This is a genomic window from Streptomyces daqingensis (assembly GCF_014645895.1).
Lineage (GTDB): Bacteria > Actinomycetota > Actinomycetes > Streptomycetales > Streptomycetaceae > Streptomyces > Streptomyces daqingensis.
Window position 1 is genome coordinate 551877 of the sequence record NZ_BMMP01000001.1, and the last position, 15318, is coordinate 567194.

A 15318-nucleotide genomic window follows, 5' to 3' on the forward strand; every position below is an offset into this window, starting at 1 on the left:
TTCGATCACCTGTCTCCGCGAGAGGAAGCCCGGCGTCCTGCCGCCTGTCGCCGCCGGTCGCGGGACTGACGGCGGGTCTGTGCGCGTCGGCTGGCGTTCTGGACGGCGGTGCTGGAGGGGCCGGGGGCGCCGCCGAGATGGGCGGCGAGCGTTTCGAGAGTGGGGTGCTGGAACAGCTCGACCATGGCCACTTCGTGGCCGAGGGCTGCCAGCCGGGTACGGAACTCGGCCATGAGCAGGGAATGTCCGCCGAGGTCGAAGAAGTTGTCGCGCATCCCGACACGTTCGACGCCCAGCAGGGTGCTCCAGATCTCGGCGAGCTGCTGCTGCAGGCCGTCCTCGGGCGCGACGAACCAGGTGCCGGTTCCGGAGCGGTCGGCACGCGGTTCGGGCAGGGCCTTGCGGTCGGTCTTGCCGCTCGGGGTCAGCGGAAGGGCCTCCAGCACGGTGAAGGACGCCGGGATCATGTACTCGGGAAGCTGTTCGCGCAGATGCGCGGCCAGGTCGTCACCGCCGGGGCCGTCCGTGCCGTCGGTGGTGACGTACGCCGCGAGGCGGACGTCGCCCGGCGCGTGCTCGCGGGCGACCACGACCGCCTCCCGAACCGCCTGATGCCTGCTCAGGACGGCCTCGATCTCCCCGAGTTCGAGGCGCTGGCCGCGGAGTTTGACCTGGTGGTCGAGGCGGCCGAGGAACTCGAGCGTGCCGTCGGCGCGGCAGCGCGCCAGGTCACCGGTGCGGTAGAGGCGCTGTCCCGGGACGAACGGGTCGGCCGTGAAGCGCTGGGCTGTCAGCCGCGGCCGGTTCAGATAGCCGCGTGCGACGTTCCTGCCGCCGATGCACAGTTCGCCCGGCACGCCGATCGGCTGCGGACGGCCTCGGTGGTCCAGTACGTGAATGCGGGTGTTGGCGATGGGGCGGCCGATGGGCACCGGACCGTGGGCGTCCGAGGACCGGCAGTGCCACGCGGTGACGTCGATCGCCGCCTCGGTGGGCCCGTACAGGTTGTGCAGCTCGGCCTGGTGGGACTCGAGGAACCGGTCGTGCAGGGTGCGGGTCAGTTCTTCCCCGCTGCATATCACCCGCCGCAATGTGGCCGACTTCTCCGGCGGCTCGGAGAGATAGAGCTGGAGCATGGACGGCACGAAGTGGACCGTGGTGATCCGCTCGGCGGCGACGGTCGTGGCGAGGTAGGTGCTGTCGCGGTGCCCGCCGGGCCTGGCGACGACGAGAGTGGCGCCCGTCATCAGCGGCCAGAAGAACTCCCACACCGACACGTCGAACGAGAACGGCGTCTTCTGCAGAACCCGGTCGGTGGCGTCCAGCCCGTAGGCGTCCTGCATCCACAGCAGCCGGTTGCGCAGGCCAGCGTGGACGTTCATGACGCCTTTGGGCCGTCCCGTCGATCCGGAGGTGAAGATGACGTAGGCGAGGTCCTCGCCGTCCACGGCCACCCCGGGGTTCTCCGAGGACTGTGCGGCCAGTTGTGCAGCGAGTTCCTCCATCGGCAGCACGGGGCAGTCCAGCGCGGGCAGGCCGTCGGCCGTGTCGCTGTGGGTGAGCACCACGGAGGGCCGGGCGTCCTCCACGATGCCGGCGAGCCGGGCGGGCGGCAGGCCCGAGTCGAGAGGGACGTAGGCCCCGCCGGCCTTGAGGACGGCGACGAGCGAGACGACAAGGTCGAGGGAACGCTCCATGGCGACGCCGACCAGGACGTCGCGGCCGACTCCGCGGCCGCGCAGCAGGTGCGCGAGACGGTTGGCACGCTCGTTGAGTTCGCGGTAGGTGAGGGAGGTGCCCTCGTACCGGACGGCTTCCGCGTCGGGGGAGCGGCGTGCCTGCTCCTCCACGCACTCGTGCACCAGCCCGTCGGGCCACTCCCTGTCGGTGTCGTTCCACTCGTGCACGAGCCGGCGGTGTTCCGTCTCGTCGAGGAGGTCCAGTTCGTCGACGGGCACGTCGGGGTGGGCGGTGACCTGTTCGACGAGACGGCGGAAGTGGCCCTCCAGACGGACGATGGTGGCCTTGTCGAACAGGTCACGGTCGTACTCGAACCAGCCGGTGACGCCGCCCTCGGAGTCGAACGCCTGCAGTTCCAGGTCGAAACGGGCCCCCTCGCTCCTGACCGGGAGCCGCGTGAGCCGGGCGCCCGCCATGGCGAAGTCCGGCACCGGTTCCCTGCCGTAGCTGAAACTGACCTGGTAGACGGGGGAACGGCTGAGGTCCCGGGGGGCGTTGAGGTCGGCGACGATCTTGTCGAAGGGCAGGTCCTGGTGGGCGTAGGCGCCCAGGCAGGCGTCCCGGACACGGCCGAGGACCGACGTGAAGTCGGGATTGCCGGACAGGTCGGTCCTGATCGGCAGGGTGTTGACGAAGTAGCCGATGAGCGGCTCGACTTCGGCGTGTGAGCGGAGGGCCGCGGGCCCGCCGACCAGGATGTCGTCCTGTCCGGTGTAGCGCTGCAGCAGGATCCGGAACACGGAGAGCAGCGCCATGTACGGGGTCGCGCCGTGCCGGGCGGCCAGCGCGGCGAGCCCCTCGGCCACGTCGGGCGGCAGATTCAGCTGGACGGAGCCGCCGTTGAAGCTCTGGACGGCCGGACGGGGCCGGTCGGTGGGCAGGTCGAGGACGAGCGGCGCTCCGGCGAGATGGTCACGCCAGTACTCCAGGTCCTCCTGCCAGCCGCCGTTGTCGAGCTGCTGGTTCTGCCAGGCGGAGAAGTCGCCGTACTGGATGGGGAGTTCCGGCAGCGAAGGAGGCCGGTCCTCGCTGAACGCTTCGTAGAGCTCGGACACTTCGCTCAGGAACACCCCGGTCGACCACCGGTCGGAGATCAGGTGGTGCATCGCGACGACGAGCACGGACTGCTCGGGCCCGGTGCGCAGCAGCCGTACCCGCAGCAGCGGGCCGGTGCCGATGTCGAAGGGCTCCGACAGGACGTCGTCGATCCACTTCTGGTGGTCGGCCTCGCTGTACGCCTGGCCGCTGAGGTCCGTCTCCGGCACCTCGACGGTCAGACGGGGGTCGACGACCTGGACGGGTGCGCCGTCGCGCAGCTGGAAGGACGTGCGCAGGGCCTCGTGGCGCCTGACGACCTCGGCGACGGCGGCGCGCAGCATACCGGTGTCGAGGGGGCCTTCGACACGGACCGCACCGGGCACGATGTATCCCGGGTTGCGGGGCCGTATCTGTTCGAGGAACCAGGTGCCGCGCTGCAGGACCGCCAGAGGGAAGGTGTCCTCCGTGGTGGCCTGCTCCGCGAGCAACTGCTCGTAGCGGGCGCGCTCTTCGGGTGTGAGGGCGGCAAGCCGCCGGGTGAGGTCGTCGGTCACGAGCGTGTCTCCGGGCGGGACTCGGGGGCGGCCTGGCCGGTGACCTCGTCCAGAAGCGCCGCGGCGGCGTCAGCTGCGCGGGGGACCCGCTGGATCGCAGTGGGTCCCCCGGAGCTGCCGTGCCCGCTGCCCGTCGAGGAGGCGCCGCCGGTCGCGGACAGCTCCTTGACGATGCGCCCCGCGACGCTGCTGATAGTCGCGTCGCCGAGGAAATCGGTGATCTTCAGGGTGAGGCTGAGCCTGCTCTGGATCTCGTTCCGCAGCTCGACGGCCATGAGGGAGTCCAGGCCGAAGCTGGTCAGGGTCTGGTTCACGCCGACGTCGGTGGTGCTGGAGCCGAGGATGTCCTTGACGCTGAGGACGAACTGGGCCGAGAGCGTCTCCAGCCGTTCGGAATCGGGCAGTTCCATCAGCTCGGCCGCGGTCGGGATCCGGCTGGCGCGGCGCCGTGTGCGGGAGGAGCGGCGGCGGCTGCGGGATCCCTCCCGGGCGGTGCTGCGGGCACGCGGGCTCTCCCCGTCCCCGTTCCCGTCGTCGCCGGCGGCGGCGGAAGCGCCGCCCTCCCAGGAGCGCGGCGGCTGCCAGCAGTCGACCGGGTCGAAGGCATAGGTGGGAAGCGGCGCCTTGGCCCGTGTGTAGTCGCGGTCGAAACCGGCCCAGTCGACGGACGCCCCCGACGCGTACAGCTCGGCGACGGTGGGCAGCAGGATCTCCCACTCGTCCTGCTGGGGCCGCAGGCTGGGCAGCAGCAGGACGTCGTGCTCGGGCGGCAGGGAGTCGCTGATGACGCCCAGCAGGGTCGGAGCGGGGCCGACCTCGACGAAGGTGCGGTAGCCCATCTCCTGAAGGGTCCGGACGCCGTCGGAGAACCGCACGGTGCTGCGCACGTGCCGGCACCAGTAGTCGGGGCCCGGCGCCTCGTCCCACGGCCACAGCTCTCCGGTGACGTTGGAGACCAGGGGGATACGCGGCGCGGTGAAGGCGATCTTCTCCGCGGCGATGCGCAGCGGCTCCAGGACGGGATCCATCATCGGGGAGTGTCCGGCCGAGGCGATGTGCAGGCGCTTGGTCTTCACCCCCCGGGACTCGAAGGCGGTGCACACCGCGTCGACCAGGTCCCGGTCGCCGGAGACCGCGATGTTCGAGGGGCCGTTGACCGCGGCGACACCGATCCGGCCGGGATGCGCGGCGAGTTCGGCGGTCACCTCCTCCTCGGAGGCGAACACCGCGGCCATGGTGCCGGGCAGCGAGAACTCCTCGATGACGCGGGCGCGTTCCACAGCGAAGGCCAGGCCGTCCTCGAGGGACATCGCCCCCGCCACGCACGCGGCCACGCACTCGCCGAAGCTGTGCCCCAGGACGGCCGCGGGGGTGATGCCCCACGACTGCCACAGCTGCGCCATGGCGTACTCGACGACGAAGGTGACGGGCTGGGCGTAGGCGGTGTCGTTGATCTGCTGGTCGTCCGGGTCGTCGGGGAAGAGGACGGACAGCAGCGGCCGGTCCAGCAGCGGTCGGAGGATCTCGGCACATTCGTCGACGGCCGCACGGAAGCCGGGCTGGGTGTCGTACAGGCCGCGGGCCATGCCGGGGCGCTGGGCGCCCTGCCCGGTGAAGAGGAAGACCACCTCATCGGGGCCGTCCGCCTCGCCCTGCACCAGGCCGGGGGCGATCTCGCCGTTGCTGAACGCAGCGAGCTGGCCTGCGATCTCCTCACGGGTCGACCCGACGGCGGCGAGACGGTGCCGGAAGTGCGAGCGCCCCGTGCCCGCCGAATAGCACAGGTCGGCCAGCGGCGTCCCGTCGCCGTCGGCCAGGCGTTCGGCGTAGCGGCCGGCCAGGGCGGTCAGCGCCGTCTCGCTGCGGGCGGACAGCGGCAGGACGGAAGCCGGTCGGCGGTCGTCGGGGGCCGGCGGCGCAGGCGTTGGGGCCTGCTCGAGGATCAGGTGCGCGTTGGTGCCGCTGAGGCCGAAGCTGCTCACCGCCGCGGCCCGGCGCTCGTCGGTCCGCGGCCACGGGGCGAGGCCGGTGGGCACCTGGAAGGTGGTGCCGTCGAAGGAGATGTTGGAGTTCAGACGCGTGAAGTGCAGATTCGGGGGGATCTCGCCGTGGTCGAGGCACAGCGCGGCCTTGATGAGCCCGGCGATGCCGGCCGCCGCCTCCAGGTGCCCGATGTTGGTCTTGACGGCACCGAGGTAGACCGGCGCGCCGCTCTCGCGGCCGTACACGTCGGCGAGGGCTTCGGCTTCGATGGGATCGCCGAGACGGGTCCCGGTTCCGTGGGTCTCGATGTAGCCGATCTGCTCGGGGGAGACCCCGGCGGCGTCCAGGGCACGGCGGAAGACGTCCCGCTGCGCGGCCCCGTTGGGGGCGGTGATCCCGGCACTGCGGCCGTCCTGGTTGACCGCGCCGCCCCGCACGACGGCGAGGACGCGGTCGGAGTCGCGCAGCGCGTCGGACAGGCGCTTGAGGACGACGACACCGCAGCCTTCGCCGCGTACGTAGCCGTCGGCGCTGTCGGAGAAGGACATGGCCCGGCCCTGCCGGGAGACCGAGCCGAACTGGGACTGGGAGATCATCAGCAGCGGCGACAGCACCACGTTGACGCCGCCGGCCATGGCCATGTCGCACTCTCCGAGCCGCAGGCTCTGGCACGCCTGGTGTACGGCCACCAGCGAGGACGAACAGGCGGTGTCCACGGTGATGTTGGGGCCGCGCAGGTCCAGCAGATAGGCGATGCGGGCCGGCACGAAGGACAGGGCCGCGCCCGAACTCGTGTAGGCGCTGACGTCGTCGGGGTCCTGGATCTGCGAGGTGATGTAGTCCCAGGACGCGGCGCCCATGAACACGCCGGTGCGGCTGCCGGCGAGACCTGCCGGGTCCTGACCCGCGTTCTCCAGGGCCTCCCAGCACACCTGGAGGCTCAGGCGCTGGTGCGGGTCCATCGCCATGGCCTCGCGCTTGGAGATCCCGAAGAAGTCGTGGTCGAACAGCTCTACGCCGTCGGTGAACGCGCCCGAGCGGGTGTAGACCTTTCCGGGCTTGCCGGCCTCTTCGTCGTAGAACGCCTCGTGGTCCCACCGCTTGGCGGGGATCTCGCTCACGGCGTCGGTGCCCTCGGTCAGCAGCCGCCAGTAGCCGTCGGCGTCCGAGACGCCGCCGGGGAAGCGGCAGCCGGTGCCCACGATGGCGATGGGTTCGTTCCGCGCCCGCTCGTGCTCGTCGACCTGCCGCTGGAGACGTTCCATCGTCAGGTAGACACGCTTGAGCGTGTCGGCCGATACCAGGTCCGGTCCCTGCGGCGTCATCGCTGACCCCCTTCGTCGATCTGCTTGGTCTTGGCCATCAGGAGTGCTTCGAGTTCGGTGGCGGACATCGAGTCCAGATCCGGCCTCGCCTCCGAGGCGGGCGCCCCCTCGGTCTCCGGTCGCGGCGCAGGCGGTGGGGGTGCGGACGGCTGGTCCGCCCCCTGGCCTTGGCCCGGCTCCAGCTCGATCTCCATCCGCTCGGCCAGGTACGGCACCAGGGCGTCGATGGTCGGGAAGCGCCAGGTGACCGTCGAGGGCAACTTGACGTGCAGGGAGTTCTCCAGGGACTTGCGCAGCTCGAGCGAGAGCAGCGAGTCGAAGCCCATGCTGGTGATGGGTGCGCTGGTGTCGATCCTGGCGGTGTCCGCTCCGAGGAGGCGGGCGGCGGTGTCCCGGCAGTGGTCCGTCAGGACGGCCTTGCGCCGGCGGCCGGGTTCGACGGCGAGCATCCGGCGGCGGATCTCACCCACCGGTCCTCCCGCCGCGGCGGAGCCCTCACCCGACTCGGCGAGAAGCGTGCGCAGCAGGCCGCCGCCGGGTGCTTCGCGGAGCTTGTCGCGGTCCAGCGGCAGAACGCAGACCTGGGTGGGGGAGCTGCTCAGCAGCCGGTCCAGGGCGGCGATGCCCTGCTCGGGACTGATGCTCTCGATACCCCGGGTGGCCAGGGCTCCGCCGCGGTCGGGGCGGGCGGCGAGGCCGATCTGCGACCAGGGGCCCCAGTCGATGCTCAGCGCCGGCAGGCCGCGGGAGCGCCGGTGATGGGCCAGGGTGTCGAGGAACGCGCTGGCGGCGGCGTAGTTGCCCTGGCTGGCCGAGCCGAGCACGGCGGCGGCCGACGAGTACAGGACGAAGAAGTCCAGTTCGCGGTCGAGGGTGGCCTGGTGCAGGTGCCAGGCCGCGTACGACTTCGGGCCCGCAACGGACCGGAACCGTTCCTGGTTCAGGCCGGTGAGCAGTCCGTCGTCGAGAACGCCGGCCGCGTGGACGATCCCCGCCAGCGGTGGCATGGAGGCGTCGATGCGGGCCAGGAGGCCGTCCACGGGGCCGCGCTCGGAGACGTCGGCGCTGGCGACGGTGACCTCCGCGCGGGCACGCAGCTCCTCGAGGACCTGTTCGGCGTCGGCGCCGGGAGCGCTGCGGCCGACCAGGACCAGATGACGGGCGCCCTGCTCGACGAGATAGCGGGCTGTCGTCAGGCCGAGTGCGCCGAGGCCGCCGGTGATGAGGTACGTGCCCGAGGGGCGCACCGGTGCGCCACCGGGGGCGGTGGTGATCTGCTCATCGGCGGCGGGGCGCAGCACGAGCTTGCCGGTGTGTTGGGCCTTCGCCATGGCGGTGAAGGCGGCAGGGGCGTCCGCGAACGGGTGGACGGTCACGGGGAGGGCGGTGAGATCACCCTGGTCGAAGCCCTCCGCGATCCCGGTGAACAGCTCCGCGATCTCCCCGGGTTGGTTCCGGATGGTGCCTTCCAGGTCGACGGTGAGGAAGGCCCGGTTGTCCTTGAAGAGCTCAAGGCCGATGTGGCTGTTGTCGTAGATGTCCCGCTTGCCGATCTCCACGAACCGTCCGCCGGGCGCGAGCAGTCGGAGCGACCGCACGAAGGCCTCGCCGGAGGCGGAGTTCAGCACGACGTCGACGCCGCGGCCGTCCGTGAGCTTCGCGATCTCGTCGGCGAAGTCGAGGGTGCGGGAGTCCATGACGTGGGCGACGCCGAGACCGCGCAGAAGCTCACGCTTCTCGGGGGTGCCGGCGGTGGCGTAGACGTGGGCGCCGCGTCCCTGCGCGATCTGCAGCGCCGCGAGGCCGACGCCGCCGGTGGCGGAGTGGATGAGGACGCTCTCGCCCGCACGGAGCCGGGCCAGGCGGTCGAGGCTGTGGACGGCGGTGAGGAACGCGATGGGCACGGCGGCGGCCTCATCGTCGCTCAGCGACGCCGGAGCGGCACTCACCAGGTGCTCGTCGAGGGTGGTGAACGCGGCCATGCTGCTGGGGCCGACCGCGATGACCCGGTCGCCGACCTGATGGCGGGTGACGCCCTCGCCCACGGCGGTGATCCGTCCGCAGCACTCAGCACCGAGAGGCACCACGCCTTCGGTACCGGCGTAGGTCTCCAGGGCCTTCAGGACATCGCTGAAGTTCAGGCCCGCCGCGGTCACTTCGATCTCGACCTGTCCCGGCCCCGGCGGGGTGCGGTGCCACGCGGTGGAGCGGAGGCTGGCAAGGCTGCCGGGACGGGTCGCGAGCAGGCGGTGGTTGCCGTCGCGGGAGGAGTCGAAGGACCAGGAAGGACGCTCGTCCAGCGCGATCCGGCCCTCCGGCGTCCAGGGAGCGAGCGCCGGAGTGAGGCGCTGCCCCGCGCGCAGGGCGACCTGGTCGTCGTCTCCGTCCCGCAGTATCTCGGCGACCAGTTCGGCCGGCTCGCTCTGCGAACGGCCCGGGTCCAGGTCGACGACGGTGGTCCGCAGCTCACTGTGCTCAAGGCCGACGACCCGGGCCAGACCCCACAACGGGGCCTGCCCGACGGCCAGTTCGTCGCCGTCGGCGGCGGACTGGGCCCCGCGGGTGAGCAGAACGAGACGGGGAGCCGGGTCCTGGCCGCCGGCGGCGAGCTCCTGCACCAGATGGAGCGCGGGCAGGCAGGCGGCGTTCTGGGCTGCGGTGATCTGCTCGGGGCTGCTGTCGTCCGCGAGTTCCACGTCGAGGGCCCACGCGTGGACGAGCCCGTCCGCCCGGACACCCTCGGAGGACAGGTCGGCCAGGAGCGCGGCGACGTCCTCGCGGCGGCCGGGGTCGAGTTCGTAGCTGCCCGTGCCGGTCTTGCGGTAGGCGCTTCCGGCGGTGACGGTCAGGCAGGTGGCGCCGCGGGAGCGCAACGCCGTGTCGAGTGCCGCCGCAGTGCCGCCGCCGTCGGCGAACAGCAGCCAGGTGCCCGGCTGTTGGTTGGTGGTGTCGTCACCGGCGGGGGAGTGGCGCCAGTCGATGCCCAGCAGGGACTCGCCGAGCGGATCGGCGGCTTCGGTGCCTTCCAGCCGTCGCAGGGTGATGCCGGTGACCTCGCCGACGGGAGTGCCCTCGTCGTCGTAGAGGACGACGGCGGCACCGGCGATCTCGTCGGCCCCGGCCTCCGGTGGCGGGACGGCGGCGTGCGCCCAGCGAGGTTCGGCGCGGTCGGTGTGGAGGGTGAACCCGCCGACGCTCACCGGCACGTACGAGGCGTCGAGGGGCTTCTCCTGCGCTTCGAGAGCGGCGCTGACGACCTGCAGCGCGCTGTCGAGCACGGCCGGGTGCACGGGGTGCTCGCCGCCGTCGCCGGTCAGGGCGGTCCGCTCCCGCAGCCGGGCCACGGCTTCGGCCCGGCCCCGCCACAGCTGCTCCACGCCCTGGAACGCGGGCCCGTACGCGAGCCCGGCACGCCTCAGCGCGGCGTAATGGCCGTCGGCGTCGGCGGCGCCGGTGCAGCGCGCCCGCACCTCGGCGAGCGGTGCGGCGGTCGCGCCGGGGGCCGCGCGGCGGAAGGAGGCGCGCGCGGCCTCGGCCCAGCCGTCGTCGGCGCCGGTACGGGTGAACAGCCGCAGCGAGCCGGTGTCGGAGGTGCCGGGGAGGAGGACGAGCTGCAGCGTGGTGTCGTCGGCCTGCTCGGGCACCACGGTCAGCCGGGTCAGCTCGACGTCCGTCAGGACGGCGCTGTCGCCGAGGTGCGCACGGGCCGCGGCGAGGCCGGCGTCCAGTACGAGCGCTGCGGGCAGGACGGGGGTGCCGCCGACCTCGTGGTCCTTCAGGTAGGGGAACTCCGCGAAGTCGACGGGCGCCGACCAGTGGACGGCGTGCGGGGGCAGCGCGGAGGCGACGCGGTCCCGCAGCACCGGGTGGCCGCGGTGCGCAGCCCGGCGGCGGTCGCGCGGCTCGTACCAGCTTCTGGTGCGCTGCCACGGGTACGTGGGCAGGTCGGCCATGGGCCCGGTGGGCCCGTAGACGCGGGCCCAGTCGACCTGGTGTCCGGCGGTGTAGAGGCTGCCGAGTTCGCCCAGTACCGTCGCGCGGCCCGGCTGGTCGCGCCGCAGCGAGGAGACGGCGCAGCCGCCCTCGTAGGACGAGAGGCGTTCGGTGACGGCGTCGGTGAGCATCGGATGCGGCGACATCTCGACGAACACGTTGTGTCCCGTCTCGGCGAGCGCCGTGACGGCCGTGTCGAACAGGACGGGCTGGGTCAGGTTGGACGCCCAGTACTCCGCGTCGAGCCGGTCGCCGGCGATGGCCTCACCGGTGACCGAGGAGATCATCGGGATGGCCGTGGCGCGGGGGCTCAGGGAGGACTGGAGCCGCCACAGTTCGGCTGCGACGGGTTCCATCAGGGGGCAGTGGGAGGCGAATTCGACGGACTCCAGCACCTTGCAGTACAGGCCGTCGGCCTCCAGGGACTTGGCGAAGGCCTCCAGAGAGCTGCCCTCGCCGGAGAAGACCGTGGAGTTCGGGCTGTTGGCCGAGGCGATCCACACCTGTTCCGGGGAGCGTTCCGCGAGCAGCTCGCGTGCCCGTTCCAGGGTGACGCCGGCGACGGCCATCCGGCCCTTGCCGGTCGCTGCGTGCAGAACCGTGCCGCGGTGCACGGCGATCAGCAGGGCGTCCTCAAGAGAGATCGCGCCCGCGACGTGGGCGGCGGCGATCTCACCGACGCTGTGTCCGACGACGGCGGCGGGCTCCACTCCCCAGGAGCGCCACAGGGAGGCCAGCGCGACCTGCACGGCGACCAGCGCGGGCTGGCCGACGGCGGTGTCCATCAGCCGGGAGCTGGACGGGTCGGCGGCGACCTGATCGAGCAGCGACCAGTCGGTGTGACGGCGCAGCAGGGCGTCGGCACGTTCGAGGACCGCGCGGAAGGCCTTCTCGCCGGCGAGTTCGCCGGTGAACAGGTCGGCGGCCAGCGGCCACCACCGGGGGCCCTGCCCGGAGAAGACGAACACGGGCTTGGGCTGCCAGCCGATCCTGCGTATGCCGGAGCTGAGCCCGGTGACGTCCTCACCGCGGCCGAACGCGGCCAGCGCGGCGCGCAGTTCGCCCCCGGAGCTGCCCACGCAGGCCAGCCGGTGCTCGTGGTGGGTTCGGCGTCCGGCGGCAGCGGCGGCGAGGGCACCCACTGGTGCTGTGTCGCCGAGCCGGCTCTCCCAGCGGGCGGCGAGGTCGCGCAGGGCCTGCTCGTCGCGGGCGGAGACGGGCAGCACCACGGCGCCGCCGGCCGGCGGGGCGGTGGGGGAGGGGGCGGGCGGCGCTTCCTCGACCACCACGTGGGCGTTGGTGCCGCCGAAGCCGAAGGAGCTGACGCCCGCGAGTGCCGGGGTACCGCCGACGGGCCAGGGCTGGAGGGCGTCGGCCACGCGGACGGGCAGGTCGTCGAAGGAGATGTGCGGATTGGCCTCGCGGTAGTGCACGGTCGGCGGCACCATGCGGCGCTCGACCATGAGGACGGTCTTGATGAGGCCGCCGATGCCCGCAGCGGCCTCCATGTGGCCGACGTTGGACTTCACCGAGCCGATCAGGCAGGGCCGGTCCGGGGCGCGGCCGTCACCGAGGACGGCACCCAGGGCCTTCGCCTCGATGGGGTCGCCGAGGATCGTGCCGGTGCCGTGCGCCTCCACGTACGCGATGTCCGCGGCCCGCACCCCCGCCTTGGCGTGGGCGGAACGGATGACCGCCTCCTGGGACTTGGGGTTGGGCGCCATGAGGCCGTTGCTCGCGCCGTCCTGGTTGACCGCCCCGCCGCGGATCACGGCGTGGACGGGGTCGCCGTCGGCGAGGGCCCGGCTGAGCGGCTTGAGCACCACCATTCCGGCGCCCTCCGCGCGGACGTAGCCGTTGGCGCCGGAGTCGAACGGCTTGCAGCGGCCGTCGGCGGACATCACGCCGGCCTTGCTGAAGTTGATCGCGAGTGCGGGGGACAGCACGAGGTTGACGCCGCCGGCGAGGGCCACGTCGCACTCGCCGCGGGCCAGGCTCGAGCACGCCTGGATGACCGAGACGAGCGAGGAGGAGCAGGCGGTGTCCACCGCCAGGCTCGGCCCGCGCAGATCCAGCAGGTACGAGAGGCGGTTCGCGGCGATGCTCAGGGCGCTGCCTGTGCCGGTGTAGGCGTCGATGTCCGCCAGTTCACGCAGCTGGCCGGTGGCGTAGTCGAACGACGATATGCCCACGAACACGCCGGTGGGCGAGCCGGACAGCTCGTCGGTGGGCACGCCCGCGTTCTCCAGGGCCTCGATGGTGACCTCGGCGAGGAGCCGCTGCTGCGGGTCCATCCGGTTCGCCTCTTGCTGCGAGATGCCGAAGAAGCCCGCGTCGAACTGGTCGACGTCGTCGACGAATCCGCCCCAGCGGCTGTTGGTGCGGCCGGAGGCCGCCGGGTCCTCGGAGGTGTACTCCTCGATGTCCCAGCGCTCGGCGGGCACTTCGGTGATCGCGTCGCGGCCTTCCTCGAGCAGCCGCCAGAAGCTCTCGGGGCTGTTCACCCCGCCGGGGAAGCGACATCCCATGCCGATGACGGCGATCGCCTCGTCCCCGGCGAGGGGTTCGGCCGCTGCCCCGGGGGATTCGGCCGGGACGGCGGAGGTGCCGGAGACCCCCTCGGCGGTCGCGGCTTCCTGCGCGGGAGCGGCCTCTCCCGACAGGTGCCGGGCGAGCTTGGCGGCGGTGGGGAACTCCCAGACGATGCCGGGTTCCAGCGGTACGCCGAGGCGGCGCTCCAGGTCGCCGACCATCGCGACCATGTGTACGGACTGCAGTCCGTACATGGCGAACGGCAGTTCCGGGTCGATGCGTTCGACCTTCTCGCCGGCCGCGGCGGCCAGCGCTTCGCGCAGCCACAGCTCGATCTCAGCTGAGCTCGGCGCGGAGTCCTGTCCGCCGGTCCCCGCCTCCTCCGGCTGTTCCCGGTCCGCGTGTGCGTCGGCTGCGTCGTCCGCCCGCCACAGGGCCAGCGAGTCCATCTCACCCCGCAGCAGCGCGTCGAGGCAGGCCGAACGCTGCAGCTTGCCGCTCGAGGTCTTCGGCACCGTTCCGGCGCGGGCGAGGGCGACGATGTGGGCCTGCAGCCCGTGCTCGCGGGCGACTTCGGCGCGGACCGCTGCGATGACCCGGGCGTGCTCCTCGGGGTCACGGCCGCGGTACTCCTGGACGATGATGAGGCGTTCCTCGCCGTCGATGTCGCGGCTGCCCGCGACACCGCAGCCCTGCCGCATGCCCGGCGCGACGGCCTCGACGGTGCGTTCGATGTCCTGGGGGTAGTGGTTGCGGCCGGCGATGATGATGACGTCCTTCATACGGCCGGTGACGTAGATCTGGCCGTCCTCGGTGAAGCCGAGGTCGCCGGTGCGCAGGAACTCCTCCGCGCCGTCGTTCAGCCGGGCGTGGAAGGTCTCTTCGGTGGCCTCGGGGCGGCGCCAGTAACCGTGCGCGATGCTCGGTCCCGCCACCCACAGTTCGCCGACGCGGCCGTCCTCCAGCGCGGTGCCGGTCTCCGGGTCCACCGCGACGACCTTCTGGTCGTGCGGAGAGAAGCCGCAGCTGAGCAGCGTGCGTACCGCCTCGCCGGGGGCGGCGTCCTCGGCGGTTCCCGCCAGGAGCCCTTCGGCCCGCAGATCGCGGAGAGTCGGCCGGGTCGCCGGGTCCGCGGTGGAGACCATCAGGGTCCCCTCGGCCAGCCCGTAGGCCGGCGTGTGGGCGCTGGGCCTGAAGCCGCACTCGGCGAAGGTGCTGGAGAAGCGCTCCAGCGTCTCCTTCCGCACCGGTTCCGCGCCGTTGACGGCGGCGTGCCAGGTGCTCAGGTCCAGAGTCGCCCGGTCTCGCTCGGTGGTCTTCGCCACGGCGAGGTCGTAGGCGAAGTTGGGGGCGGGACTCGCGGTGCCGCCCACTTCCGAGATCGTGCGCAGCCAGCGCAGCGGTCTCTTGAGGAAGGAGAACGGCGACATGAAGGTGACGGGGAACCCGACGTAGGCGGGGGTGAGCAGACCGAGGATCAGCCCCATGTCGTGGAAGGGCGGCAGCCAGCTCACCATGTGCTGGTCGGGGCCGGTGAGGTGGAACTGCCGGGCCATGGCCGTGATGTTGTGCATGAGGTTGCCGTGGCTGACCATGACGCCCTTGGGCCGGCTCGTCGAGCCGGACGTGTACTGCAGGAACGCGACGTCGTCACGGCCCGTTCCGGGATCCCGCCAGTCGTCCGCGGCGGTGGTGTCGAGTTCGTCGACGGCGACCCAGGCGAGGTCCCGCAGCAGCGGGGCCTGTTCGGCGAAGCTGTCGGCGAGAGCGACCGTCGAGGCGGGCGCGAGGACCGCTACGGGCTCGGCGTCGTCGACGATGCTGGTCAGCCGCGGCAGGGTGCGCATCAGGAACGCCGGGTCGGGCGGATAGACCGGGACCGCGATGATGCCCGCGTACAGGCAGGCGAAGTAGGAGGTGACGTAGTCCAGCCCGGCCGGGCACATGATCAGTGCCCGCTCACCGGAGGGGAAGCGCTCCTGAAGGGTCGCGGCGATCGTCCGGGCCCTCAGGTCCAACTCGGAGTCGGTGATGGCCTGCGGGCTGCCCTCGCCGTCCACGAGGTACCGGAAGGTCTGCTCCTGCGGGTGTTCGCCGAAGACCGTGCGGAAATGCTCGACAAGCGACTGTGCCTCCCGGCCCGACATCCGATC

At 72.2% G+C, this 15318-nt stretch carries 3 protein-coding genes; all 3 read right to left on the reverse strand.

Annotated elements, in window-relative coordinates:
* Positions 1–5: 5 nt before the first annotated feature.
* The 3 genes from IEY56_RS02350 to IEY56_RS02360 are packed head-to-tail and all read right to left on the reverse strand — an operon-like array spanning position 6 to position 15312.
* Complete coding sequence (locus IEY56_RS02350; protein ID WP_189035325.1) at positions 6–3332, reverse strand: non-ribosomal peptide synthetase; 3327 nt, start codon at positions 3330–3332, stop codon at positions 6–8.
* Positions 3329–6640 carry a type I polyketide synthase gene (locus IEY56_RS02355; protein WP_189035326.1) on the reverse strand — a complete coding sequence of 1104 codons (3312 nt, stop codon included), beginning with the start codon at positions 6638–6640 and terminating at the stop codon, positions 3329–3331. The genes IEY56_RS02350 and IEY56_RS02355 overlap by 4 nt, the downstream gene beginning before the upstream one ends.
* Positions 6637–15312 carry a type I polyketide synthase gene (locus IEY56_RS02360; protein WP_189035327.1) on the reverse strand — a complete coding sequence of 2892 codons (8676 nt, stop codon included), beginning with the start codon at positions 15310–15312 and terminating at the stop codon, positions 6637–6639. The genes IEY56_RS02355 and IEY56_RS02360 overlap by 4 nt, the downstream gene beginning before the upstream one ends.
* Positions 15313–15318: the final 6 nt, after the last annotated feature.

Coding starts and splice junctions, on each gene's coding strand:
- IEY56_RS02360 (WP_189035327.1), bottom strand. CDS start 15,312: ATGTCGGGCCGGGAGGCACAGTCGCTTGTCGAGCATTTCCGCACGGTC.
- IEY56_RS02355 (WP_189035326.1), bottom strand. CDS start 6,640: ATGACGCCGCAGGGACCGGACCTGGTATCGGCCGACACGCTCAAGCGT.